Genomic DNA, 25,340 nt, shown 5'->3' on the forward strand with positions numbered 1-25,340 from the left:
GGTGGCGACCCGGCAATGTATCAGTACGTGGCGAGCAGGTCCCCGAGGACGCGCCGCCCGAAGGCCAGGGCGTCGAGGGGCACGCGCTCGTCGACGCCGTGGAACATCGCCGGGAAGTCGACGCCCGCGGGCAGCTGCAGCGGCACGAAGCCGTAGCCGGCGATGCCGAGTGTCGACAGCGCCTTGTTGTCGGTCCCGCCCGAGAGCAGGTACGGCAGCACGGGTGCGCCCGGGTCGTGCCGCTCGAGCACGTCCCGCACGGCGTCGACGAGCGGCCCGCCGAAGTCCTGCTCGAGGCCGACGTCGCGGAACTCGGTGACGACCTCGACGTCGTCGCCGGCGAGCTCCCGCACGCGGGCGAGCACCGTCTCCTCGTCGCCCGGCAGGCAGCGGATGTCGACGAGCGCCTCGGCACGGTCCGGGATCACGTTGTGCTTGTACCCGGCCGTGAGCACCGTCGGGTTCGAGGTGGTGTGCAGGGCCGCGTGGATGAACCGCGACGCCGAGCCGGTGGCGAGCGCGACCTCGTCCGGTCCGGTGACGGCCGGGTCGACCCCGAGGAACCGGGCGATTTCGGCCACCATCGCGTCGGTGGTCGCGGACAGCCGGACGGGCCACTCCTCGCTGCCGATCCGGGCGACCGCCGCAGCGACCTTCGTGACGGCGTTGTCCCGGATCACGTGCGAGCCGTGGGCGGCGGTGCCGGTCGCGACGAGCTTGACCCACATGAGGGCCTTCTCGCCGGTCTGCAGCAGGTAGGCGCGCCGGTCGCCGAGGGTGATCGAGTAGCCGCCGACCTCGCTGATGGCCGCGGTCGCGCCGGCGAAGACCTCGGGGTGGTGCTCGACGACGTGGTGCGAGCCGAGCACGCCGCCGGCCTCCTCGTCGGCGAAGTACGCGATCACGAGGTCGCGCTCGGGAGCACCCTGCCGGGCGACGACGTCCCCGAGGGCGGTGAGCATCATCGCGTCCATGTTCTTCATGTCGACCGCGCCGCGCCCCCACAGCGAGCCGTCACGGACCTCGCCGCCGAAGGGGTCGACCGACCAGTTCGCCGGGTCCGCCGGAACGACGTCGAGGTGCCCGTGGACGACGAGTGCCGGCTTCGAGCGGTCACGGCCCGGGACCCGGGCGACGACGCTCACGCGGTCGGGTTCGGACTCGAACAGCTGCGGCTCGAGCCCGAGGGCGCGCAGTTCGGCCTCGACGTAGTGGGCCGCCTCGGTCTCGCCGCGGGACTTGCCCCCGCCCCAGTTCGTCGTGTCGATGCGGATGAGGTCACGGGCGATCGCCGCGGTGGCCTCGAGGTCCTGCTCGGTCGCCCGGGAGTCGCTCATGCGCCCACGCTACCGGGCGTCGGTCCGGTCCCGGGGCTGTCGTGCACGGGTGTGACGCGGGAGGACGCGCCCGGGATGTACAGCCGTGTTCATCGGGCGTTCAGAGCCGTGCTAGTGTCTTCTCTCGGCAGGAACGCCGGGGAAACAGCCCGGTGAGACGGCCTGCACGACAGCAGTACCACCTGTCCGGGTGGCGGAATTGGTAGACGCGCTAGCTTGAGGTGCTAGTGCCCGTATTAGGGCGTAGGGGTTCAAGTCCCCTCTCGGACACAGCAAGGACGAAGGCCCCGCAGCTCAGGCTGCGGGGCTTTCGTCCTTCTCGGGGTCGTTCCGGTGGGTGAGGCGGGGCGGGCGTGCTGTTCGTGCGACATCTCCGATGTCGGACGACAGCGGCGTTGACGCCTGTCCCACGACGAGCGGCGCGAGTTCGGCGCGCGCGACATCTCCGACGTCGAACGACAGCGGCGATGTCGCATCCGCCGCGCGCTCGCCCTCGCGCGCCGCCCACCGCCCGTGCGCTCGTGCTCAGCGACGCCGGAGCCGCCGGACGAGCAGCACCACGCCGCCGAGCGCCGCGAACCACCCCCAGTTCGCCACCACGGGGTCGAGCAGCCCGTGCCGCCAGTCCCGCCGCGACGACCCGGCACGCGATGCCACCGGGTGGTGGCGCAGCTCCGCCCGCACGCCGGTCTCGTGCACGACCCGGTCCGGCCGTCCACGCAGGGCGTCCGTGACCCGGTGCGTCGCCACGTCGATCCGGTCACCCAGGACGAGCAGCATCCAGTGCGCGAGCCGTCCCTCGCTGAACCGCCGGTAGGCGTAGCGCCGCACCACCCCGGCCGGCCCGGACAGCGGCTGTGCGGTGCCGAAGACCGGCGTGACGTGGGCGTGCTCGATCGAGCGCTCCCGGCCCTCACCGCCGGGCTGCTGGTCGGGCAGGTCCCAGTGCGCGCCCGAGGTGGCCCCGACCTCGCGGGACAGCTTCGGCACCGAGGGACGGTCCTCCAGGTCGAGGTCGCTCCCCCAGCCCGGGATGCGCTCCCGGAGCTCGGCCGCCGACGGCACCCGTCGGGGCGGGTCCGCGACGTACGGCGTGTGGTCGAGCGCTCCGGGCGGCACGGCGTCCACCCCGGCACCCGCCCGCCGGGCCGCGACGGCGTCTCCCGGCGCCGCTCCGCCCGGCACGTCCGCATCGCCGGCACCGCCGGGCACGGCGTCCCCGCCCTCCACGGCGCTCACGGGACGATCACCGTCTTGATGCAGCCGTCGAGCTTCGCCGAGAACAGGTGGTACGCCTCGTCGATGTGCTCGAGCGGGATCCGGTGCGTGATGATCTCGCTCGGCGTGATGTGGCCCGCCTGGATGTGCTCGAGCAGCCGCGGCCACTGCCGCTTCACGGGTGCCTGGTTCATGTGGATCGTCACGCCCTTGTTCATCGCGTCCCCGAACTTGACCGCGTTCGGGATCGGGCCGTAGGCGCCCATCGCGGACACGGTGCCGCCCTTCCGGACGCCGTCGATCGCCCAGTTGAGGGCGACCGGCGAGCCGCCCTGCAGCTTCAGCTTCGCCGAGGTCACGTGCTGCAGGAAGTTGCCGTCCGCCTCGGCACCGACGGCGTCGATCACGCTGTCGGCACCCAGGTAGTCCGTCTGCTTCTTCATCTCGACCACGACGTCGTCGACCTCGGCGAAGTTGATCGTCTCGGCGTGGGCGAACGTCCGCGCCTTCTCGAGGCGGTACTCGAACTGGTCGACGACGATCACGCGGCCAGCGCCCATGAACCACGCCGACTTCGCCGCGTACAGGCCGACCGGCCCGGCGCCGAGCACGACGACGGTGTCGCCCTGCCGGATCGATGCGAGCTGCGCCCCGAAGTACCCGGTGCCGAGCGCGTCCGTCATCATCAGGGCGTCGTCGGGGTCGAGCCACTCGGGGATCACCTGCGGCCCCACGTCGGCGAACGGCACGCGGACCCGTTCGGCCTGCCCGCCGTCGTACCCACCCGTCGTGTGCGAGTACCCGAAGATGCCGCCGACCGCGGTCGCGTTCGGGTTCACGTTGTGGCAGTTCGTGTACAGACCGCGGGCGCAGAACCAGCAGCTCCCACAGGACACGTGGAACGGGACCATCACCCGGTCGCCGACGTCCAGGCTGCGGACCGACGGCCCGACCTGCTCGACGACCCCGATGAACTCGTGGCCGAACGTGTGACCGACCCTCGTGTCCGGCATCATGCCGTGGTACAGGTGCAGGTCGGACCCGCAGATCGCCGCCCGCTCGACACGGACGATCGCGTCGTTCGGGTGCTCGATCCGCGGGTCGGGCTTCTCCTCGACACGGACCCGGTAGGGCCCGCGGTACGTCATGGCGCGCATGCGCGCTCCTCTCGCTCGTGCGGCCCACGCTCGTGGCCGGTGCGTGGGAGCCGGTCCAGGACCGCGTGCAACGACCAAACGCCGTCCGCGCGGCACGTGCCCGCCAGCGGATCGCGCGGCGACCGGACGACGGACGGGAGGCCCGGTGCGGGCCCGCCCCGTGCCTCCCGTCCGTCCCCGGTCGCCGTCAGCGCTCGGCGATGTGCGCGGCCAGCCACCTGCGGGCGCCGTCGACGTCGTCGAAGACGCCGTCGTCCTGCGCGGCCGTCGCCGCGTCGAGCACCGCCCGGAACGCGGGCCCCGGAGCGAGCCCGGCGTCGAGCAGGTCACGCCCGGTGAGCAGCGGCGTGCGGCGTCCGAGGACCGCGTCGCTCGTCAGCACCCGGAGCCACCGCGCGACGGGGTCCGGCAGCCTCGTGCTCGACGTGCTCGACGTGCTCGTGCCGACGCCCTGCGGGACGCCGCAGGTGCTCCCACGCCCGTGCACGTCGGCCGCGCAGACCCGCGCCCACGCGTCGACGTCGGCCCGCGTCCCACCGAGGCGACGGAGCAGGCGACGCGCCGCCGGCACCGTCGGGGCGGCCCCGCCGGTCGAGTGCGGCACCATGTGCTCGCGGACGATCCGGGCGATGCGCTCGGTGACGGACCGCGGTGCCCCGACGCGACGGAGCAGCGCGCGGGCCGCCTCGGCACCGGTGACCTCGTGGCCGAGGCTCCGGATCCGCCGTCGCCCGTCCTCGTCGACGACCTGCGTCCCGTCGCCGGCCTTGCCGAGGTCGTGCAGGACCGCGCCGAGCACGGCGACCACGCGGTCCTCGCCGGTGACCCCGTCGGCGGTGCAGGCACGAGCGGCAGCGTCGCCCGCGAGCCCGAGGTGGACGTGCACCGGACCCTCGGGGTGCCAGGACGGGTCCTGCGGGACGTCCCGGACCGCCGCGAGCTCGGGCAGGTGCCGCTCCCAGTCGACCGCGTGCAGGACCTCGAGCGCCGCTGCGACGTGGTCGCCGGACGCGAGCCGGCGGAGCTCCGGCCAGACCCGGTCGGGTGCGATCTCGGTCCAGCGGTCGCTCGTGCGCCGCGCGAGGGCGACCGTGTCGGGGTGCACGACGAAGCCGTACCGCGCGACCAGCTGCACCGCGCGGAGCACCCGGAGCGGGTCCTCGACGAACCGGTCGGACGTGTGCCGGAGGACACCGGACCGGACGTCCTCGAGGCCGCCGTGCGCGTCGAGCAGGACGTCCTCGTGCGGGTCCCACGCGACGGCGTCGACCGTGAAGTCGCGGCGTGCCGAGGCGTCCCGGAAGCCCGTGTCGGGCTCGAGTGCAGCGGGGACGACCGCGACGTCGACCTGGGTACCGTCGAGCGCGACCTTGCACACCTCGAACCGGGCTCCGGCGCGGACGACGGATGCGCCGACCTCCCGGAGCGCCGCGACGACCCGGTCGACGCCGTGCCCCGTGTGGAGCTCCACGTCGAGGTCCCCGGCGGCCGTCCCCGGCACCGGACGTCCGGCCTCGCGGAGCAGGGCGTCGCGGACGGTCCCGCCCACGACGAGCGGGCGGCCGAGCGGGTGCAGGGCGTCGAGCACGGTCCGTGCGCCGGGCATCGACGTGACCGTGCGGTGCAGGTGGTCCGGTGCGGGGCGACGGACGACGGGCGTGGTGGGCGGTTCGGGGTTCACGTGGACACCTCCGGGACCTCGGCCGCGCGCGGCGAGGGAGTCAGTCTGCCGCACGCGCGCGCCGTGCGCGACCCGACGCGCGCCGGGCCCGGACCGGTCCGCGCGTGGCACTGCCCGACCCGGCCCCGGCCCGGCGGGCGAGCACGGACGGACGGGAGGCGCGGTGCCGACCGGCACCGCGCCTCCCGTCCGTCGTCCGGTCGCGTCCACGGGACGCGACCGGCAGGGGGTCCTGCGTCAGCTCTTCGACGCCTCGACGAAGGTGCGACGCGGGTCGGTCTCCTTGATGAGCGAGGTCGCGTCGCGGCCCGAGACCGCGCCCGTGACCCAGCCGATCACGATGCGGACCTTGCGGTTCAGCGTCGGCATCGCGTACACGTGGTACGCGCGGTGGGCGAGCCACGCGAACAGGTTCGTCATCTTGACGCCCTTGATGTTCGCGGCGCCCTTCGCGACACCGTACGAGGCGACCGTGCCGATGGACGGGTGGCGGTACTCCTCGAGCGGCTTGCCGGTGATCGTGGCGACCACGTTGTCGGCGGCGACGACGGCCTGACGGACGGCGTTCTGCGCGTTCGGCGGGTAGTACGCCGGCTGCTTCTCGGCGGTCAGGTCGGGGACCTGGGCGACGTCACCGAGACCCCAGGCGCCCGGGACGACCTCGTGGGTGTCCTCGGCCTCGACCTGGAGCTTGGCGTTCGCGGCGAGGTGGCCCTTCGGACCGCGCGGCAGGTCGGTCGCGTCGAGGAGCGGGTTCGGCTTGACGCCGGCCGTCCAGACGAGCAGGCCGGTCGCGAACTCGTCGCCGTCGGACAGCTTGACGACGCCGCCCTCGCAGCTCGGCATGGTGGTCTTCAGGCGCACGTCGATGCCGCGGGCACGGAGCGACTCGAGCGTCCACTTGGACAGCTCCGGGCCGACCTCGGGCGCGACGCGGTCGAGCGCGTCGATGAGGACCCAGCGCGGCTGCTCGCCGGCGAGCGACGGGTACGTCTTGATGGCGGCCTGGGACACGTCGAAGAGCTCACCGATCGCCTCGACGCCGGTGTAGCCGCCGCCGATGAAGATGCTCGTGAGCAGCCGGCGACGCTCGTCCTCGTCGCGGGTGGCAGCCGCCTTGGCGATGTTGTCGAGGAGCTTGGCGCGCACGTAGGCGGCCTCCTCCACGGTCTTGAAGCCGACGCCGACCTCGTCGAGGCCCGGGGTCGGGAAGGTGCGTGTGACCGAGCCGAGCGCGACGACGAGCTGGTCGTAGCCGAGCGTGCGGTCGTCGCCGCCGGCGGTGGCGATCGAGACGGTCTTGTCCTTCGACGAGATCCCGGTGACCTTGCCCTGGATGACGCGGGTCTTCTTCAGCGCGCGACGCAGCTCGAAGGTGACGTCCTTCGGCGCGATGTGGCCGCCGGCGACCTCGGGCAGGAACGGCAGGTACGTGTAGTACGTGTTCTGGTCCACCAGCGTGATGCGCATCGGCACGGTCGCTGCGTGCTTCTGCAGCTGCTTGACCGTGGTGTAGCCGGCGGAGCCGCCGCCGAGGACGAGGACGTGGGGGATGGAGTCTGCCATGGGTCCGGTCTACCGGAAGAACCCTGGTCGCGTCACCCAGCCGCGCCGCACCGTCCGCCGAGCGTCGGCCGATCCGCGCCGCACCGTCCGCCGAGCGTCGGCCGATCCGCGCCGCACCGTCCGCCGAGCGTCGGCGGATCCGGGCGGTGCCCTCCGTCACGCGTCGGCGTGATCGGACCCTGCCGGTGCCGGTCAGCGCCGCAGCGGGCGGTCCTGGAGCCGCCACCACGCCGTCTCGGCGAGCTCGACGCCGGTGTACACGCCGTGCGGGGTGCGCCGGGCCTCGGTGAGCGAGAACCGCCGCAGCCGGTAGCCGCCGCCGAACCGGTCGATGATCGCCTCGGGCGACGACTCCGGCGTGCGACGGACGAGCCAGGTGCGGTCGTCGACGGGGTCGATCACGCGCGGACGCTCACCGTCGGTTGCCGATACGGGAGCGCAGCACGTCGATGCGCTTCTGGATCTGCTCGATGCTCGCCTGCGCGACGGCCGGTCCCCCGCTGATGCGACGGAGCTCGGCGTGGATCGCGCCGTGCGGCTCGTTCGCGTGCCGGGACCAGATCGACACGAGCCGCGCGAGCTCGGTGCGCTGCTCCTTGAGCGTCTGGTACATCGGGCGGTCGGGGGCGGGCTGCTGCTTCGGCATGCCGTCCTTGGCGGTCCGGCCGCGGGAGCGCTTCGCCTGGGTCGCCTGTCGTGCCCGGAGCAGGTCGCGCACCTGGTCGGGTTCGAGCAGCCCCGGGATCCCGATGAAGTCGAGTTCCTCGAGCGAGCCGACCTCGCCGCCGGTCCCGAACTCGCCGCCGTCGTAGAGGACGCGGTCGAACGACGCCTGCGAGTCGAGCGCCTGGAACGGCTGCACCTCGAGGAGGCTCTCGGAGGCACGGTCCTCCTTGTTCGCCTCGGCGACCATGGCGTCCTCGGGGTTGTACATCCCGTCGTCGGCGTCCTTGGGACGGTCGAGGGCGTGGTCGCGCTCGAGCTCGAGGGTCGCCGCCAGTGCCATGAGGTTCGGCACGCTCGGCAGGAACACGCTCGCGGTCTCGCCGCGGCGTCGGGCACGCACGAAGCGGCCGATCACCTGGGCGAAGAACAGCGGGGTGCTCGCGCTCGTGGCGTACACGCCGACGCAGAGCCGCGGGACGTCGACGCCCTCGGACACCATCCGGACCGCGACCATCCACCGCGAGGTGTCCTCGGCGAAGGCCTGGATCCGGCTCGAGCCGGCGGCCTCGTCGGAGAGCACCACGGTCGGCCGCTCCCCCGTGATCTGCTGCAGGATCCGGGCGTAGGCGCGCGCGGTGGTGGTGTCGGTGGCGATGACCAGACCGCCGGCGTCGGGGACCCCGCGGCGGACCTCGGTGAGGCGCTTGTCGGCGGCCGACAGCACCGCGGGCATCCACTCGCCGTCGGGCGACAGCGCCGTGCGCCAGGCCTGGGCGGTGATGTCCTTCGTCACCTGCTCGCCGAGGGACGCCGACATCTCGTCGCCCATCCGGGTCTTCCAGCGCATCTGCCCGGCGTACGCCATGAACAGCACCGGCCGGACCACGCCGTCCTTGAGCGCGCGGCCGTAGCCGTAGTTGTAATCGGAGACCGAGGTGCGGATGCCCTGCTCGTCGGGGGCGTACTGCACGAACGGGATCGGCGCGGTGTCGGAGCGGAACGGGGTCCCGGACAGCGACAGGCGGCGTGTGGCCTTGGTGAACGCCTCGCGGATGCCGTCGCCCCACGTGAGCGCGTCGCCGCCGTGGTGGACCTCGTCGAGGATCACGAGCGTGCGGCCGCCCTCGGTGATCCGCTGGTGCACCTCGGGGTTCATGCCGACCTGCGCGTAGGTGATCGCGACGCCCTGGTAGTGGCGCCCGTACATGCCGTCGCCGTTCTTGAACATCGGGTCGAGCCGGATGCCCACGCGGTCGGCGGAGTCCGCCCACTGCCGCTTGAGGTGCTCGGTCGGCGCGACGACGATGATCCGGTCGATCGTGCCGCGGGCGAGGAGCTCGGTCGCGAGCCGGAGCGCGAAGGTGGTCTTGCCGGCGCCCGGGGTCGCGGCCGCGAGGAAGTCCCGCGGCTCCTTCTCGAAGTACTTCGTGAGGGCCTCGACCTGCCAGGCGCGGAGCTTCGACGCCGTTCCCCACGCAGCACGCTCGGGGAAGGCCGGGGACAGGTGCTCGGCCGCCGCGTTGCCCGCGTTCTCGGCCTGCACGACGGCTTCCTCGTGCGGCCGGACGACCGTGTCGGCGGTGCCGTCGGCCTGCTCGGTGGGACCGTTCGCCGGACGGCCCTCGGCGCTCTCGGGGGTGTCGCCCCACAGCGTCGCGGGCTGCTGCTGGTGCTGGTGTTCCGCTGCGCTCACTCCGGGAGATCCTACCGTCACGCCGGGTCCTGTCGGGCGTGCGGCGGCCGCTGCTCGGGCGTGCCGCGGACGAGCGACGCGGGCCGCAGCACGCCGGCGCCGAACCGCGCGGCGACCGCGTCGACGGTCGTCTCGGTGTCCCGCCACGGCGCGTCGTCGTCCCACAGTGCGTTGCTCGCGGCCGCCGGCACGAGGTTCTCGCCGCGGACCCCGATGAGCCGGATCCGGTTGCCCGGACGGTGCAGGACGTCGTACAGCTCGACCGCCTCGTGGTGCAGGCGCTTCGCCACGTCGGTGGGCTCGGCGAGCGTGCGCGACCGGGTCAGCGTGCTGAAGTCGGTGTAGCGGACCTTGAGGGCGACGGTGCGGGCCTGGACCTCGGCTCGGCGCAGGCGCACGGCCACCTTGTCGGCCAGGCGGAGCAGTTCGCGTGCGACGTCGTCGCGCTCGGTGAGGTCGCGGCCGAACGTGACCTCGTGCCCGATCGACTTCTCGCTCACGCCCGTGTCGACCACGCGCGGGTCCCGGCCCCAGGACAGGTCGTGCAGGCGCTGCCCGCCGGCCGGACCGAGGGCGGCGACGAGCGACGCCAGTGGGGTGTGTGCGAGGTCGCCGACGGTGCGGATGCCGCGGCGCTCGAGCTTCTCCTGGGTGGTGCCGCCGACGCCCCACAGCGCCGACACCGGTTGCGGGTGCAGGAACGCGACCGTGTGCTCGGCCGGCACGACGAGGAGCCCGTCCGGCTTCGCCCGGCTCGACGCGAGCTTGGCGACGAACTTCGTGGACGCGGCGCCGACCGAGCAGTGCAGGCCGGTCTCGCGGAGGACGGCGGCGCGGATCGCGGTGCCGATCTGCCACGGCGTGCCGTACAGGCGCATGGCCCCGGCGACGTCGAGGAACGCCTCGTCGATGCCGAGCTTCTCGACCCGGGGCGTGAACTCGCCGAACACGCGCATCACCGCGGCGGACTTGGCCGTGTACTTCTCGAAGTGGGGTTCGACGATGACCGCGTTCGGGCAACGACGCTTGGCGACGGCCATCGGCATCGCGGAGTTCACGCCGTACTTCCGGGCCTCGTACGTCGCGGCGGTGACGACGGACCGGTCGGAGTCGTGGCCGACGATGACGGGCAGACCGCGGAGGTCGGGGCGGTCGAGCAGCTCGACGGAGGCGAAGAACGCGTCCATGTCGACGTGCAGCACCGTCGCCGTCACGTCGTCGACCGGTCGGTCCGAGACCAACCGGTTGCGTCCGTCCTGCTTGCTCACCCGCCGATGATGCCACGGGCCGCCGACACCGCCCGTCCGCCGACGAGCGACACGGGCGCGAGGCCGGCCAGCACGCCCGCACCCCTGGCTCGTCGCCGGACGGCGGGCCCGCTACGGCAGCGGCCCCAGCTCGGCCGCCGCGATCGTCCGGGCTGCCGAGTCGCGCGTCGACGGGTGGTACTGGCCGGCGCGGACGTCACGGGCGAGCCGCGACAACTCCGACGTCGCCGCGTACGCGGAGCCGCCGACCACGCGCATCGCCTCGTCCACGACGTGCCGCGCCGCGTCGACCGTCCGCGCCTTCGTCCCGACGAGCAGCGGGAACCACCGCGCGCCGAGGTCGTCGCCGTCGTCCACCGACCGTGCGAGCGACCCGACCTGCAGCGCGACCGCGTCGACGGCACCGCGCATGTCGGCGACCGCCCGACGGACGTCCGGGTCCTGCGACCGCGCGACGCCATCCCGGCCACGTCGACCGGACACCGCCGCGACCGCCAGCTCCACCGCGCGGGACGCGACGCCGACGTACACCGCGGCGACGAGCAGCTCGAACGCGGCGAAGATCCCGAAGACGAGCGGGTCGGCGGTCGGACCCACGGGCAGCGACCGCACGATGCGCTCGGCCGGGACGTGCACGCCGAGCAGTCGGGTCGTGCGGCTCTGCGTCGCGCGCATGCCGAGCGTGTCCCAGTCGTCCACGTGCTCGACGTCGCCGTCCGAGCGGAGCACGAACCCGTGCACGAGCCGCGGCTCGGGACCGGTGGTGTCCTTGCCGAAGACGCTCAGCACGTCCCAGGCCGGTGCGAGGGACGTGGACACCTTCGTGCCGGTGAAGCGGTAGCCGCCGTCGCCGTCCGGCTCCGCCGTCGTCGACGAGTCGAACAGGACGGCGTCGTTGTCGGGTTCGCTCACCCCGAACGCGAGCAGGTGGTCGTCCGCCGCGTGGTCGGTGACGGTCTGGAGGAACGCCCCGCCCCGCGCGGACACGCTGCGGGCCGCCTGCACCCACACCTGGTGCATCCCGAGCCCGAGCGCGGTCGCCGGCGCCGCCTGCGCGAGGCGCTGCTGGAGCGCGACGGTCGCGGCGAGGCCGAGGCCCGAGCCGCCCTGCTCGACGGGCACACCGATCCGGAGCCACCCGGCGGCGCGGAGCTCGTCGAGGTCCTCGGTGCAGAACGTGTTCTCGGCGTCGTACCGCGGGGCCCGCTCGGCGATCCGCGCGAGCAGGTCGTCCGGCAGGGTCCAGCCCGGCGAGGTGGCCTTCGTCATGGCACGAGACTACGGTCGCACCTGTGTCAGATCGTCATCCGTGGTCCAGGTACGTCGCGATCGGTGACTCGTTCACCGAGGGGATCGGCGACCCCGACCCCACCGCCCGGGGCGGCCACCGCGGGTGGGCGGACCGCGTCGCCGAGGTGCTCGCCGCCCGGACCGACGACTTCGCCTACGCGAACCTCGCGGTCCGCGGGCGGCTCCTCGGGCAGATCGTCGACGAACAGGTCGAGCCGGCCCTCGCGCTCCGCCCGGACCTCGTCACGGTGTCCGCGGGGGGCAACGACATCATCCGCCCCGGTTCGGACCCGGACGAGCTCGCCGAGCGGTTCGACCGCATGGTCGAGCGGCTCCGGAGCGGCGGGGCGACCGTGGTGCTCTTCACCGGCCCGGACGTCGGCATGACGCCGGTCCTCGGCATGGTCCGGGGCAAGACGGCGGTCTACAACGAGAACCTGCACGCGATCGCGCTGAAGCACGGCGCACGCGTGGCCGACATGTGGGCGCTCCGGGTGCTCCGGGACCCGCGGATGTGGGCGCCGGACCGACTGCACCACTCCCCGACCGGCCACGCGACGGTCGCGGCCGCGGTGCTCGACACCCTCGGCGTCGACCACGGGCTCGCGCCGTCGACGCCCGAGCCGCTCGAGGCCCGGCCGTGGCGCGAGGCCCGCGTCGAGGACCTCGGCTGGGCGCGCGAGTACCTCGTGCCGTGGGTCGTGCGCCGGATCCGGCACACGTCCTCCGGCGACGGGATCAGCGCCAAGCGTCCCGAGCTGCAGCCCGTCGACCGGCGCTCCACGACCCCGTAGGCACGATCCGGCACGCGCTGCCGTGAGCCCGGCCGCGCGGGCGCCGTCGGCGCGGCCGGGTGGCAACCGACGCCGCTCCGGCCCCCGTCAGTCGGCGGGACGGCGGAGCGTCAACGGTCCGTCGTGCAGCGGCTGCGTCGCCCACACCGAGGTGGCGGTCCCGGCCGCGACGTCGAGCCGCACGTGCAGCAGGTGCGGCGTCTCGACGAACCGCACGTCCAGCTGCACCGCCCCGTCGGTGTCGACCGCGGCACTCGCGGCGAGCGGGCCCTCGACCCGCCACTCCCCCACGCCGACCGGTGCGGACAGGATGCCGCCGTCGACGTCGAGCGTGACCCGCCAGCCGTCGGCGTCCGCCGCGAGGCGGACCCCGTCCACCACGCCGGTCGCGTCGTACGAGCCGGCCGCGTCGTCGGTCGGTGCCGACCCCGCGACGGGAGGCAGCCCCAGGGCGGCGAGCCGCGCCTCCAGGCCGTCGTCCGCCGTCGTGTCGCGCGCCGCGTCGTCAGCCGCCGCGTCGTCCACCGGGGCGATCGCCGGCAGGAGGTGTGCCCACGCCGCGTCGAGGACGGCCTGCATGTCCAGGCTCTGCCCGGTGAGCGCGAGGACGACGTCCTGCTCCGGCAGGACCACGCAGAACTGCCCGTACGCGCCGTCGCCGCGGAAGCCGTGACGCGCCATCCAGAACTGGAAGCCGTAGCCCTGGCTCCAGTCGGGGTTCGCCTCGTCCGGGTTCGCGACCTGCGCGCTCGTCGCCGCGTCGACCCAGTCCTCGTCGAGGATGCGCTGCCCGTCCCACACGCCGCGCTGCAGGTACAGCTGTCCGAGCGCCGCGACGGCCGAGGTCGGCGCGTGGCAGCCGCTGAAGCCGAGCTCCGCACCGGTCTCGTCGCGCTTCCACGCCAGGTCGTCGATCCCGAGCGGGTCGAGGAGCCGCGGGCGGAGCCAGTCCACGAGGGACCCGCCGGTGACCCGCCGGACGATCGCTGCGAGCGTGTAGGTGCAGGGCTGGTTGTAGGCGAAGACGGTGCCGGGCTCCTCGTCCGGCGGGGTGAGCAGGAAGCCCCGGACCAGGTCGTGCGGGTCGGCGGCGCGGGCCCGGTCGAGGGTCTCCTCGCGGTGCCCGGACGCCATCGCGAGGAGGTGCCGCACGCGGATCCGTCGACTGCGGTCGTCGGTGACGTCGGCGTCGAGCTCCGGGAAGTACGACAGGACCGTTGCGTCGAGGTCGACCAGGCCCTCGCGGACGGCGAGCCCGACGCCGGCGGCGGTGAAGCTCTTGCTGAGCGAGTAGAGCAGGTGCACGCGCTCCGGGGCGTACGGGGCCCACCAGCCCTGCGCGGCGAGCTGCCCGTGCCGGAGCAGCACGATGCTGTGCGGCTCCACGTCGGGCGTCGACTCGAGGGCGTCGAGGAACGCGGACACCCCGCGCGCGTCGATGCCGAGGGCGGACGGGGTGGACCGGGGGAACGTCGTCGTCACGCTGCCGACCCTACGCGAGCACGGGGCGGGTCGGGCGGGTGGACGGGCGGCCCGCGCGCGGTCGTGTCGGTGTGGCGCGCGGACCGTGCGGGGTGTGCGTGCGGACCGGGTGGGTCGTGCGTGCGGACCGGGCGCCGTCAGGCGTCCGTGCCCTGGAACGGGTTCGTCCAGCGCCACCACACGCCCGGGTCCTCGATGGGGCGCTCGAGCACGAGCGGCACCGTCACCGGGTCGTGGTCCGACACCGTGAACCGGACCGTGCCGACCCGTTCGCCCTTCGTCCCGAAGGTCACCTGCTCGAGCGTGGTCTTCGCGGTCACGGTCGTCCTGCCCCAGACGAGCACCTCGGCCGCGCGCGCGGCCACCGCGTCGGCCTCGTCGCGCCACGGCGTCGAGAACGTGCCGAACGTCTGACCGGCGTGGGTGAGCGTGACGAGATGGAAGTTGTCGGCCACGGACCGCAGGAGGCGCTGCACGTCGCCGTCGAGGGCCGCGTGGTCCACCCCGCCGAGCATCGCGCCGACCACCGTGACCGTGCGGCCGCCGCGCTCGTACGTCGCGGCGAACAGCAGACAGGCGCCGGCCTCGTCGAGCGTGCCGGTCTTGATGCCCTCGACGCCGTCCATCCCGAGCAGCTTGTTCGAGTTCTCGATCGCGCCCGCACCGGGGATCGTCGCCTGCTTCGTCCCGACGACCTCCTTGACGACGGGGTTCGCGAGGGCGAGCTGCCCGAGGTCGACGAGGTCGGTCGCGGTCGAGGTGTTGCCCGCGTCGAGCCCGGTGGGTTCGCGGATCGTCGTGTGGTCGAGGCCGTGCGCGTCGAGCCACCGGTCGGCAGCCGACCGGTACGCGTCCATCGAGCCGAACGCCCAGAGCGCGAGGGCACCCGCGTAGTTGTTCGCCGACTTCATGAGCATGACCTGGAGCGTCTGGTACTCGGAGAGCTGCAGCCCCGCCGGCATCGGTGCGACCTCGCCGTCCTGGGCGAGGTACTGCGCGTAGAGGGCCTGCATCTGCGCGTCGAACGCGATCGTCGGACCGGCCTGCCCCTGCTGGAGCGGCTTCGCGTCGAGCACGACGAGCGCCGTGACGACCTTCGAGATGCTCGCGATCGACCGGGGCGTGCGGTCGCCGCTCGTCCGCAGGCTCTCCGGGAAGTCCGTCGCCTCGACCGCCGTCGCCCCGTACGCGGGGAACGACAGGTCCGGCACCGTCGACGTCGGTGCCGCGTAGGTCGTCGTGCGTGCACTCGCCGGGGCGAAGGGCACCACGGCCGCGGCGACGAGGTACCCCACGACGAGCAGGAGCACGGCGACGACCGAGATCGTCACCGGCCTCCGGACGGCGGAACGGGGGCGACGGACGACTGACGGCACGGGAGCCGAGCGTAGCGGGGTCAGCGGGCCGAGCGCTGGGCGTGCGCGACCGCCCAGAGGCCCACGGCGCTCGCCGCGGCCACGTTGAGCGAGTCGACGCCGTGGTGCATCGGGATCCGCACCGTCGTGTCGGCGGACCGGATCGCGGCGTCGGTGAGCCCCTGCCCCTCGGTGCCCATCACGAGGGCGACCCGGTCGGGCACGTCGGCGGCGAAGGCGTCGAGGTCGACCGACCGGTCCGTGAGGGCCATCGCGGCCAGGTGGAAGCCCTGCGCGCGCAGGTCCTCCCCCGCCGCCGGCCAGTCGCCGATGCGCGTCCACGGGACCTGCAGCACGGTGCCCATGCTCACCCGGACGCTCCTGCGGTAGAGCGGGTCGGCGCAGCGCGGACTGACGAGCACGGCGTCCGCGCCGAGGCCCGCCACGCTGCGGAACACGGCACCGACGTTCGTGTGGTCCACGATGTCCTCGAGCACGACCACGAGCCGGGCGTCCCGGACGACCTCGGCGACGCTCGGCAGCGCCGGACGGTGCATCGCGGCGAGGGCTCCGCGGTGCATGTTGAAGCCGGTCAGCTGTTCGAGCAGGGCGTCCGGCCCGACGAAGACCGGGCCGTCGTGGTCGGCCACGAGCGGCAGCACGCCGTCGAGCCACTTCTCCTGCACGAGGACGCTCCGCGGGACGTGCCCGGCCCGGACCGCACGTTCGATCACGGTGTTCGACTCGGCGATGTACAGGCCGCCCTCGGGCTCCGACACCCGCCGCAGGGCCACGTCGGTCAACCGCGCGAAGTCGTCGAGGCGGGGGTCGTCGAGGGAGTCGATGCGGACGGTCTGCACGGGGCTCGTTTCGTGGGAAGGGGGCGGGGCGGTCGGCTGTTGAGGGTACCGTGGACGACGTGCTGACCGACCCGATGCAGGCCGAGCTGGACCGCGTCGTCGACCTGCTCGACGGCAAGCGCTTCGCGGTGCTCTCGGGCGCGGGGCTCAGCACCGACTCGGGCATCCCGGACTACCGCGGCTCCGGTCGCGTCGTCCGCAAGCCCATGACGTTCCAGGAGTTCCGTGCCGACCCCGCGAAGCGGCAGCGGTACTGGGCGGGGTCGCACCTCGGCTGGCGCAGCTTCGCCGCCGCCCGTCCGAACGCCGGGCACCGGGCGCTCGCCGGCCTCGAGCAGGCCGGCCTCGTCACCGGGGTCGTCACGCAGAACGTCGACGGCCTCCACCTCCGCGCCGGGTCACGCCGCGTCGTCGAGATCCACGGGTCGATGGACCGCGCCGTCTGCCTGACCTGCGGGCAGGTGTTCTCGCGCGCCGACCTCGCCGCCGTGCTCGACCGGGACAACCCGTGGATCGACGACCCCGGGACCGTGCAGCTGCAGCCCGACGGCGACGTCGAGATCACCGACGTCGAGCGCTTCCGCGTGCCGGACTGCTCGGTGTGCGGCGGCGTCCTCAAGCCCGACGTGGTGTTCTTCGGCGAGTTCGTCCCGACCGAGAAGTTCCGCGAGGCGGTGTCGATCGTGGCCGAGGCCGACGCGCTGCTCGTGGTCGGCTCGTCGCTCACCGTGAACTCCGGCGTCCGACTCGTCGACCACGCCACGCGCCGTCGGCACCCGGTCGTGATCGTCAACCGCGGCGACACCCGGAGCGACCGGCGCGCTGCCGTGAAGGTCGACGCGGGCACGACCGAGACGCTCGAGGCGCTGGCCGCGCGGCTCCTGCCGTCTGCGATGATCGAGCGGTGACGACGCTCCTGTACCTGGTCCGGCACGGCGAGACCGACTGGAACGCGCAACGCCGCATCCAGGGCTCGACGGACATCCCCCTCAACGCGACCGGTCGATCGCAGGCGGCCGCCACGGCACTGCTGCTCGGCCGTCGCCGGTTCGACGCCGTCGTCGCGTCGCCGCTGTCCCGTGCCGCCGAGACCGGTGCGATCATCGCCGCCCACCTCGGCCTGCCCGCACCGACCACCTACGCCGGGCTCGCGGAGCGGTCCTACGGCGAGGCCGAGGGGCTGACCGACACCGAGGTCGCCGAGCGCTACCCGGACGACGACGTCCCGGGACGGGAGTCGCGCGCAGCCCTCGTGGCCCGCGCCACCGAGACCCTGGCCGAGATCGCGGTGCGCTACGACGCCGGCGCGGTCGTCGTCGCCACGCACGGTGCGGTGATCCGCAGCCTGGTGAACGAGGCCGCGCCCGGGACCGCCGACCGGTACGCGACCCCGATCCGCAACGGTTCGGTGCACGCGTTCCGCTGGGACCCGGAGCGGTTCCGCGCCGAACTGGTGCGCTTCGACGACCCGATCGACGAGCTGTCGGAGCAGACCGGCGAGGAGCCCTTCGAGCGGCAGAACCCGCTCGAACAGCGCAGCTGACCCGCTCGGACGCAGCACGCCCCCACCTCCGACGGTGGACAGCCCGGTGCGGCGCGCGCGACGCCCCGGGCCCCGCGGGGCTACGCTCCGTCCCACGGGCGACCTGACGGCCGCCCGTGGCGTCCGACGACGTGCGGGAGGGGGACGCGATGACGGATCGACCTCCCGACGACGCCGCCGCGACGGACGACGACCTCGCGCGTGCCTTCGGACCGGACACCGCGTCGGTCCGCACCGCCACGCCGCGGCAGCGGATCCGCCGTGGGACCGTCATCGGGATCGGGGTGCTGCTCACCGCCGCGGTCCTCGCCGCCGCACTGTGGACGATCATCGGCCGCGTGCAGGACGGCGTCGGCGGCGTGTTCCCCCGGCCCGAGGCCGCACTCGCGCGGTTCAGCACCGCTGCGGCCGCGATCGACGGCGTGCAGCAGGTCCTCGACGGCACGACCGAGAAACGGGCCTTCGCGGCGTACGACGTCACGGCGACCGTCGTCCTCGCCGACGACGCCGCGCCGATCGACCAGACCGCCGTGGTCCGAGCCGTCAGCGCCGCGGCGGACGACGCCGGCGGGAACGGCGTCCGCGTCGGGGCCGTCGTGGTCGCCGGGAACCTGTCGGTCGGGGTCACCGCGGACACCGTCCTGAGCACACAGCGGTTGGACGTCGCTCGCACGGTCGCCGCGATCGGTGGCGTGGCCGCCGTCCGGTGCTCGGTCGGGGCGGAGCGCACGGCCGCGGACCCCACCCGGCAGCGGATCGAGGTCGTCATGGGCGGGACCGGGGCCGCGCTCGACACGATCGTGGCGACGGCGTCGGAGCGCGCGCACGGCGTGTTCCCGGGGGCGACCGTGGTGTCGTCGCCGAACTGACCGCACGGGTCTGCCGCACGTGCGCCCGCCAGGTCGGACCGCGCGGGGCCGGACCGTCGGACCGCGCGGGGCCGGACCGTCGGACCGGGAGGTCAGCGCCCCCGCTGTGCCCGGTCCGCCACGGCCCGCTCGACGGCCCGGACGACCTGCTCGGCGGAGTCCTGCCAGCGGAACCGCGCCGCTCGCTCCCGCGACGCCACCGAGGCCTCGTCCCAGCGGTCCTCGAGCCGACGGACCGCCGCCGCGACGGCCGAAGGCGACGACGGGTCGAAGTACTCGGCCGCGCTCCCGCCGATCTCGCGGAAGATCGGGATGTCGCTGACGGCGACCGGCGTCCCGACCCCCATCGCCTCGACGAGCGGGATCCCGAACCCCTCGTCGCGGGAGGCGGTCACCAGCGCGGTCGCGGACCGCAGCGTCGCGAGGTACTCGTCGTCCGAGGCGCCGTCGTGGAAGACGATCGACCCGGACGGGGCGAGCGCGGTCAGCCGTCGCCGGTCGGCGTCGGAGATCCGGGACATGCAGTGCAGCACCCAGTCGGCTCCGAGCAGCGGGAGGGCCGCCGCGAGGGTCTCGACGTTCTTGTACGGCATGTACGAGCCCATGTACACGAGCGAACGCTCCCGACCCGCCGATGGGTCACGGGGGTCCGCCGGGTCGGCGGCGTTGTACGCCACGGTCACCGGGCGCCGGGTGAGCCGGTGCTCGGCGATCAACCCCGCGGTGGTCTCGGACACCGTGACGACGCCGTCGGCCCCGTCGAGCAGGAACCGCTGCGGCGCCCACGACAGGTGGAACAGCCGCCAGCCGAGCCGGATCGGCCACGAGAACTCCCGCGGGGGCGTGCGGTTGCGGTAGTAGATGAGGTCGTGGAGCGTCAGGACGAGCGCGTACCGACGACCGCGCGAGCCCATCGTCTGCATCGGTGAGAACACCGCGTCGAGCCCGAGCCGGTTCACGGCCCGGGCGACGAGCGGCTCCCCCGCGTCGGTCGGTGCCGGGATGCGTTCCCACGGCAGGTCGGGGAGCGACTCGAGCTGGCGCTCGTCGTGCACGAGCAGCACGGGGTCGTGGCGGTCGGGCAGGTGCGCCGCGATGCCCGCGGTGAACCGGCTGATCCCGTCGTGCCGGCCGATCCGGACGTAGCGGCAGTCGATGCCGATCCGCAGCCGCGTCACGACGCTGCCCCGGTCGTGCCGTGGCCCTTGTCCGAGCCCGGGCCGGTCGTCGTGTCGGAGCCCGTCGTCCTGCCGGGGCCCGCGGTCGCCCCGCCGGTGGTCGCCCCGCCCGTGGTCGTGCCGCCCTTCGCGGTCGTCCCGCGCCCGCGTGCGCGCTGGCGTGCCCGCCCCCGCCGCTCGCGACCGCGGTCGGCGATCCGCCGCAGGACCGCGTCGGCCGCGGCCCCGGGGGTCTCGTAGTGCACGAGGTGGCCGACTCCCGGCACGACCACGAGCTCGGCGTCACGCAGCCGGGCCGCCAGCGCACGCTGCTCGGGCACCGCCGTGATGTCGTCGTGCTCGGCGGCCACGAGGAGCACCGGCACGTCGATGCGGTCGGCGTACTCGGAGACGTCGTGCGTGACCGAGGTCCGGAAGGCCTCGAGCACGCTCGTGCGGTCGGCGAAGGCCGAGAAGTAGCGGTCGTGCTGGTCGTGCACCCAGCGGCGCAAGTCGCGGTCACGGCTCTTGAGCATGGCGACGCTCATCGCGCGGACGATCGCCCCGTTGCGCAGCAGCCCGAGCCCGAGGGCCTTCGGCAGGACCGCCCCCGCGCGGTAGTACCCGATGGCGACGGCGGTGGCGACCGCGCGCGGCCCCTGGAGCGCCGGCGCCGCGATCGGGTTCACGAGGACGAGCAACCGGGTGTCGAGCCCGGCGGCGACGGCGGCCGCGGTGACGATCGAACCGAACGAGTGCCCGAGCACCACGGTGTCGTGGCCGAGACCGAGCGCGTCGTGGAACCCGGCCAGCCAGCCCGCGTAGGCGTCGACGTCGGACACCGGCAGCGGGTCGGAGAGCCCGAAGCCGGGCAGGTCCGGGACGAGCACGCGGACGCCGCGCAGGTGCGCCGCGATCGTCTCGAGCCCGTGGTGGTCACCGCGGAACCCGTGCACGGCGAGGACGGTCTGCTCGGCGTCGGTCGGGCCGTACTCCCAGTAGTGCGTGGTGCGGCCGTCGACGACGACGGCTCGGTGCACGACCGGGGTGGCCGCCATCAGCGACTGGTACGGGGAGATCACGGGCGGTTGCATCGCCGCCAGTCTACGAAGCCGCACCCGGCGGGCGCGGCGCCCCGCGCCCCGCTGTGGAGACCGCCGCAGCGAGCGTGCCTGTGGAGGAGGAGCCGCGCCTCCCGTCCGTCCGCACGCACGAGGCGCGACGCCGCGCCCCGTCCGCACGAACGAGGCGCGACGCCGCGAATCCGTCCGCGCGCAGGAGGCGCGACGCCGCGCCCACGCGACGGGCGGGACGCCGCACCCACCCGACGACCCCGGGCGCTCCGCGACGCGCCCACCGACGACTCCCCGCGGACAGTCGCAGGATCGCGCGCCTAGTGTGGCCGTGGTCGGGCCACCTCGCCGGCCCGCCGACCCTTCGACGAGGAGCACGGTTGACGTTCACGGCCCCGATCCAGCTGCCCGGACTCACGCTCGACCCCCAGTGGCACAAGCGCTCGGTCTTCTACGAGTGCATGATCCGCTCGTTCGTCGATTCGAACGGTGACGGCATCGGCGACATCCAGGGGGTCATCGGCAAGCTCGACTACCTGCAGTGGCTCGGCGTCGACGCGCTGTGGCTCCCGCCGTTCTTCCAGTCGCCGATGCGCGACGGCGGCTACGACATCGCCGACTACAAGGCGATCCTGCCCGAGTTCGGGACGCTCGACGACTTCCGCGAGCTCGTCACGAAGTCGCACGAGCGCAACATGCGCATCGTCATCGACATGGTGCTCAACCACACGAGCGACCAGCACGAGTGGTTCCAGCAGTCCCGCGAGGACCCGGACGGACCCTACGGCGACTTCTACGTCTGGCGCGACACCGACGATCACTACCAGAACATCCGCATCATCTTCGTGGACACCGAGGAGTCGAACTGGACGTTCGACCCGGTCCGTCGGCAGTTCTTCTTCCACCGCTTCTTCTCGCACCAGCCGGACCTCAACTACGAGAACCCGGCCGTGGTGGAGGCCGTGTACGACGTCGTCCGGCACTGGCTCGACATGGGCGTCGACGGGCTCCGGCTCGACGCGATCCCGTACCTGTTCCAGTCCGAGGAGGGCAACGGCGAGGGCGAGCCGGAGACCCACGAGTTCATCAAGAAGCTCCGCGCCATGGTCGACGACGAGTACCCGGGCCGCGTGCTGCTCGCCGAGGCGAACCAGTGGCCGCGCGAGACCGCCGCGTTCTTCGGCACCGACGAGGAGCCCGAGTGCCACATGGCGTTCGACTTCCCCGTCATGCCGCGCATCTTCTACTCGCTGCGCGCGCAGCACGCCGCCGAGCTCAAGGCGATCCTGTCCGAGACGCTCGACGTGCCCGAGAAGGCCGCGTGGGGCGTGTTCCTCCGCAACCACGACGAGCTGACGCTCGAGATGGTGAGCGAGGAGTACCGCCAGGCGATGTACGGCTGGTACGGCTACGACCCGCGGATGCGCAGCAACATCGGCATCCGCCGCCGACTCGCGCCGCTGCTCGACAACTCCCGCGCCGAGCTCGAGCTCATCCACGCGCTGCTGTTCTCGCTGCCGGGCTCGCCGTTCCTGTACTACGGCGACGAGATCGGGATGGGCGACAACATCTGGCTGCCGGACCGCGACTCCTCGCGCACGCCGATGCAGTGGACGCCGGACCGCAACGCCGGGTTCTCGACCGCCGACCCGGGCAAGCTCTACCTGCCGGTCGTGCAGTCGCTCGTCTACAACTACGCGCAGGTCAACGTCGAGGCGCAGCTCGCCCAGTCGCGTTCGCTCCTGCACTGGGTGCGGAACGTCATCCACGTCCGGAAGGCGCACCCCGTGTTCGGCATGGGCAGCCTGCACGTGCAGGACACGACGAACGACTCGGTGCTCGCCTTCGTCCGGTCGTGGGAGGGCTCCGGGCAGCAGTTCGGTCCCAGCGCCGAGGACGTGCTCTGCGTGTTCTCGTTCGCCACGAACCCGACGTCGGTCACGGTGTCGGCTCCGGAGTTCGCGGGGCGGCCGCTCTACGACCTGTTCGGCGGGGGCTCGTTCCCGTCGTTCGACGAGGACGGGAACGTCACGCTGACGATGGGCACGCAGTCGTTCTACTGGCTGCACGTGGGCGCGCCGGTCGCGTAGTCGGGTCGGGTCGGCGCGGCGTCGGCGGGTCGGCGCGGCGTCGGCGGGTCGGTGCGGCCGACCCGGTTCGGTCGGGAGGCGCGGTGCGCGCCCGGCCAGCGGGTCGCGGTGCGCGGCCGGGTCGGTCGGGAGGCGCGGTGCGCGCCCGGCGGGCGGGTCGCGGTGGTCGTGTCGGTGCGTCCCGTTAGCCTCGTGACGTGACCTCCTCCGCAGCAGCGATCGACACGGCCGCGCCGGACGCCCCGACGGTGCAGGACCTCTCCGGCCGGCCCTGGTGGCACGCACTCGGTGTGTTCGACCTCGAGACCACCGGCGTCGACGTCGAGACCGCACGGATCGTGACGGCGCACGTCGGCCTCATCGACATGACGGGCCGCTCCATCGTCGAGGGCGCGTGGACCGCCGACCCCGGCATCGAGATCCCCGAGGGCGCCGCCGCGGTGCACGGGTACACGACCGAGCGCGCCCGGGCCGAGGGTCGCCCCGCCGCCGAGGTCGTGGCCGAGGTGATCGCCGCGGTCGAGGCCGTCTTCGCACGGGGCATCCCGCTCGTCATCTACAACGCCCCGTACGACCTCACCGTCCTCGACCGCGAGGCCCGGCGTCACGGCCTGCCCTCCCCCGTGATCGGCAACGTCGTCGACCCGCTCGTGATGGACAAGGCGCTCGACACGTACCGGAAGGGCAAGCGGACGCTCGAGGCCGCCTCCGAGACCTACGGCGTGACGCTGTCCGACGCCCACGACGCCGGCGCCGACGCGGTGGCCGCCGGTCGGGTCGCGCAGGCGATCGCGAAGAAGTACCCGGACGAGCTCGGGGTCTCCGCAGAGGAACTGCACCGCAAGCAGGTCGGCTGGTGCGCCGAGCAGGCCAGCTCGTTCCAGGAGTACATGCGCAAGAAGCGCGACCCGTCATTCACGGCCGACGGTCGCTGGCCGCACCGCGGGGCCGCGGACCTGTAGCATCACGGCGGGGGCAGATCGACGTGGTCCGTCCCGCCCACCGCTGGACGACGTACCGATCGGGAGACGACCGCACGTGTTCTTGAAGACCTTCGGGTGGTCCCTCGTGATCACCGCAATCGCCCTCGCCACCGCCCTGGTCTACGGCGGGTGGAGCGCGGTGGTCATCACGCTCATCCTCGGCGTGCTCGAGATCAGCCTGAGCTTCGACAACGCCGTCGTGAACGCCCGGATCCTCGAGCGGATGAACCCGTTCTGGCAGAAGATGTTCCTCACCGTGGGCATCGTCATCGCCGTGTTCGGCATGCGCGTGCTGTTCCCGCTGCTCATCGTCGGCGTCACGGCGCAGCTGAACCCGGTCGAGGCCGTGCAGCTCGCGCTCGAGAAGGGCCCGATCGACGAGCCCGGCACCTACGCGTACCTGCTCCACGAGGCCCACCCGCAGATCGCGGCCTTCGGCGGCATGTTCCTGCTCATGATCTTCCTCGACTTCATGTTCGAGGAGCGCGACATCCTGTGGCTGCGCTGGCTCGAGCGCCCGCTGCAGTTCGTCGGCAAGCTGCCGATGGTGAACGTCGTCATCGCGCTCGTGCTCCTCGCCGTCTTCGCCGTGACGTCGGGCGACCACCAGAGCGTCGTGCTCATCGCGGGCATCGCCGGGCTCGTCACCTACTTCCTCGTCACCGGACTCGGCGGGCTGTTCGACGTCGACGACCCCGAGGACGAGGGCGACGCGCTCGAGAGCGCCGACCACATGGTCGCCGAGGCCGACCGCATCACGAAGAAGCGCCGGGTCGGCCACGTCGCCGGCCGCGCGGCGTTCCTGCTCTTCCTGTACCTCGAGGTCATCGACGCGTCGTTCTCGTTCGACGGTGTCATCGGCGCCTTCGCGATCACCGCGGACCCGATCATCATCGCGCTCGGCCTCGGCCTCATCGGGGCGATGTTCGTCCGGTCGCTGACCGTGTTCCTCGTCCGACAGGGCACGCTCGACGAGTTCGAGTACCTCGACCACGGCGCCCACTGGGCGATCGGTGCGCTCGCGGTCATCCTGCTCGTCACCATCTCGACCGAGGTCAACGAGGTCGTCACCGGCCTCATCGGCGTCGTGTTCATCCTCGCGGCGTTCACGTCCTCGGTGGTCCGCAACCGGCGCAAGGCCGAGACGGAGCAGGCCGAGCGGCCCGCTTCGCTCGTGCACTGAACCGAGTGCACTGAGCCGTTCCCCCAGGGTGCGCGACCCGATCCGCGCACCACACGAACCGACGAAAGGGTCACA

Annotated in this window: 21 protein-coding genes and 1 tRNA gene; 8 read left to right on the top strand and 14 right to left on the bottom strand. The window is 73.3% G+C overall.

Annotated features, from left to right (window positions below; translation table 11 throughout):
- Positions 1 to 20: 20 nt before the first annotated feature.
- Complete coding sequence (locus QOL15_RS08570) at positions 21 to 1,337, bottom strand: M20/M25/M40 family metallo-hydrolase (RefSeq protein WP_065961647.1); 1,317 nt, start codon at positions 1,335 to 1,337, stop codon at positions 21 to 23.
- 184 nt (positions 1,338 to 1,521) lie between these two features.
- Here QOL15_RS08570 and QOL15_RS08575 point away from each other — a divergent pair.
- A tRNA-Leu gene (locus tag QOL15_RS08575) sits at positions 1,522 to 1,607 on the top strand.
- Between the two features lie 255 nt (positions 1,608 to 1,862).
- Here QOL15_RS08575 and QOL15_RS08580 read toward each other — a convergent pair.
- The 8 genes from QOL15_RS08580 to QOL15_RS08615 form a co-directional block, all read right to left on the bottom strand.
- Positions 1,863 to 2,576: a hypothetical protein gene (locus QOL15_RS08580; RefSeq protein WP_253181617.1), complete on the bottom strand. Its 714-nt coding sequence runs from the start codon at positions 2,574 to 2,576 to the stop codon at positions 1,863 to 1,865.
- Complete coding sequence (locus tag QOL15_RS08585) at positions 2,573 to 3,712, bottom strand: zinc-dependent alcohol dehydrogenase (RefSeq protein ID WP_071247084.1); 1,140 nt, start codon at positions 3,710 to 3,712, stop codon at positions 2,573 to 2,575. The genes QOL15_RS08580 and QOL15_RS08585 overlap by 4 nt, the downstream gene beginning before the upstream one ends.
- A 187-nt stretch (positions 3,713 to 3,899) precedes the next feature.
- Positions 3,900 to 5,393 (bottom strand): HD domain-containing protein, encoded by a 1,494-nt coding sequence (locus tag QOL15_RS08590; protein ID WP_071247083.1) that lies wholly within the window; start codon positions 5,391 to 5,393, stop codon positions 3,900 to 3,902.
- A 237-nt stretch (positions 5,394 to 5,630) separates the two neighbouring features.
- Positions 5,631 to 6,959 carry an NAD(P)/FAD-dependent oxidoreductase gene (locus QOL15_RS08595; RefSeq protein ID WP_071247082.1) on the bottom strand — a complete coding sequence of 443 codons (1,329 nt, stop codon included), beginning with the start codon at positions 6,957 to 6,959 and terminating at the stop codon, positions 5,631 to 5,633.
- A 192-nt stretch (positions 6,960 to 7,151) separates the two neighbouring features.
- Positions 7,152 to 7,361 (bottom strand): hypothetical protein, encoded by a 210-nt coding sequence (locus tag QOL15_RS08600; RefSeq protein WP_065961658.1) that lies wholly within the window; start codon positions 7,359 to 7,361, stop codon positions 7,152 to 7,154.
- Between the two features lie 10 nt (positions 7,362 to 7,371).
- Complete coding sequence (locus tag QOL15_RS08605; RefSeq protein WP_065961680.1) at positions 7,372 to 9,168, bottom strand: DEAD/DEAH box helicase; 1,797 nt, start codon at positions 9,166 to 9,168, stop codon at positions 7,372 to 7,374.
- A gap of 167 nt (positions 9,169 to 9,335) precedes the next feature.
- Positions 9,336 to 10,586, bottom strand: a complete 1,251-nt coding sequence (gene dinB / locus QOL15_RS08610) for a DNA polymerase IV (RefSeq protein ID WP_065961660.1) — start codon at positions 10,584 to 10,586, stop codon at positions 9,336 to 9,338.
- A 111-nt stretch (positions 10,587 to 10,697) separates the two neighbouring features.
- Positions 10,698 to 11,855 carry an acyl-CoA dehydrogenase family protein gene (locus tag QOL15_RS08615; RefSeq protein WP_071247080.1) on the bottom strand — a complete coding sequence of 386 codons (1,158 nt, stop codon included), beginning with the start codon at positions 11,853 to 11,855 and terminating at the stop codon, positions 10,698 to 10,700.
- Positions 11,856 to 11,878: 23 nt separating this feature from the next.
- Between QOL15_RS08615 and QOL15_RS08620 the strand changes: the two genes are divergently transcribed.
- Positions 11,879 to 12,670, top strand: a complete 792-nt coding sequence (locus QOL15_RS08620; protein WP_071247078.1) for an SGNH/GDSL hydrolase family protein — start codon at positions 11,879 to 11,881, stop codon at positions 12,668 to 12,670.
- An 87-nt stretch (positions 12,671 to 12,757) separates the two neighbouring features.
- Here the strand turns inward: QOL15_RS08620 and QOL15_RS08625 are convergent, their stop codons facing one another.
- The 3 genes from QOL15_RS08625 to QOL15_RS08635 all read right to left on the bottom strand — a co-directional run bounded on the left by QOL15_RS08625 (position 12,758) and on the right by QOL15_RS08635 (position 16,367).
- Positions 12,758 to 14,152 (bottom strand): serine hydrolase, encoded by a 1,395-nt coding sequence (locus QOL15_RS08625; protein ID WP_071247076.1) that lies wholly within the window; start codon positions 14,150 to 14,152, stop codon positions 12,758 to 12,760.
- A gap of 137 nt (positions 14,153 to 14,289) precedes the next feature.
- Entirely contained in the window at positions 14,290 to 15,528 is a 1,239-nt protein-coding gene (locus tag QOL15_RS08630; protein WP_175473833.1) for a D-alanyl-D-alanine carboxypeptidase family protein, read from the bottom strand.
- A 20-nt stretch (positions 15,529 to 15,548) separates the two neighbouring features.
- A complete protein-coding gene (locus tag QOL15_RS08635; protein WP_071247072.1) occupies positions 15,549 to 16,367 on the bottom strand; it encodes an RNA methyltransferase in 819 nt (272 codons plus the stop codon).
- Between the two features lie 74 nt (positions 16,368 to 16,441).
- Between QOL15_RS08635 and QOL15_RS08640 the strand changes: the two genes are divergently transcribed.
- The 3 genes from QOL15_RS08640 (at position 16,442) to QOL15_RS08650 (ending at position 18,779) form a co-directional block, all read left to right on the top strand.
- Entirely contained in the window at positions 16,442 to 17,275 is an 834-nt protein-coding gene (locus QOL15_RS08640) for an NAD-dependent protein deacetylase (RefSeq protein WP_071247242.1), read from the top strand.
- A complete protein-coding gene (locus QOL15_RS08645; protein ID WP_065958974.1) occupies positions 17,272 to 17,910 on the top strand; it encodes a histidine phosphatase family protein in 639 nt (212 codons plus the stop codon). Before QOL15_RS08640 ends, QOL15_RS08645 begins: the two co-directional genes overlap by 4 nt.
- Positions 17,911 to 18,059: 149 nt before the next feature.
- On the top strand, positions 18,060 to 18,779 hold the full coding sequence (locus tag QOL15_RS08650; RefSeq protein WP_139197463.1) for a hypothetical protein: 720 nt from the start codon (positions 18,060 to 18,062) through the stop codon (positions 18,777 to 18,779).
- A gap of 92 nt (positions 18,780 to 18,871) precedes the next feature.
- Here QOL15_RS08650 and QOL15_RS08655 read toward each other — a convergent pair whose 3' ends face one another.
- Both QOL15_RS08655 and QOL15_RS08660 read right to left on the bottom strand, forming a co-directional pair.
- The gene (locus tag QOL15_RS08655) at positions 18,872 to 19,948 is read right to left on the bottom strand and encodes a glycosyltransferase family 1 protein (RefSeq protein WP_065959284.1); all 1,077 of its coding nucleotides are present in this window, start codon (positions 19,946 to 19,948) and stop codon (positions 18,872 to 18,874) included.
- A gap of 5 nt (positions 19,949 to 19,953) precedes the next feature.
- Positions 19,954 to 21,030 carry an alpha/beta fold hydrolase gene (locus QOL15_RS08660; protein ID WP_254784106.1) on the bottom strand — a complete coding sequence of 359 codons (1,077 nt, stop codon included), beginning with the start codon at positions 21,028 to 21,030 and terminating at the stop codon, positions 19,954 to 19,956.
- 359 nt (positions 21,031 to 21,389) lie between these two features.
- Here QOL15_RS08660 and treS point away from each other — a divergent pair, with 359 nt between their 5' ends.
- The 3 genes from treS (at position 21,390) to QOL15_RS08675 (ending at position 25,265) form a co-directional block, all read left to right on the top strand.
- Positions 21,390 to 23,099, top strand: coding sequence for a maltose alpha-D-glucosyltransferase (treS, locus tag QOL15_RS08665; protein WP_071247065.1), 1,710 nt, complete (start codon positions 21,390 to 21,392; stop codon positions 23,097 to 23,099).
- A gap of 218 nt (positions 23,100 to 23,317) precedes the next feature.
- Complete coding sequence (locus QOL15_RS08670; RefSeq protein WP_370692484.1) at positions 23,318 to 24,061, top strand: 3'-5' exonuclease; 744 nt, start codon at positions 23,318 to 23,320, stop codon at positions 24,059 to 24,061.
- A 76-nt stretch (positions 24,062 to 24,137) separates the two neighbouring features.
- Positions 24,138 to 25,265 (top strand): DUF475 domain-containing protein, encoded by a 1,128-nt coding sequence (locus QOL15_RS08675; protein WP_065958980.1) that lies wholly within the window; start codon positions 24,138 to 24,140, stop codon positions 25,263 to 25,265.
- Positions 25,266 to 25,340 lie beyond the last annotated feature (75 nt).

Origin of the sequence: Curtobacterium sp. MCBA15_012 (assembly GCF_001864935.2) — a bacterium.
Lineage (GTDB): Bacteria > Actinomycetota > Actinomycetes > Actinomycetales > Microbacteriaceae > Curtobacterium.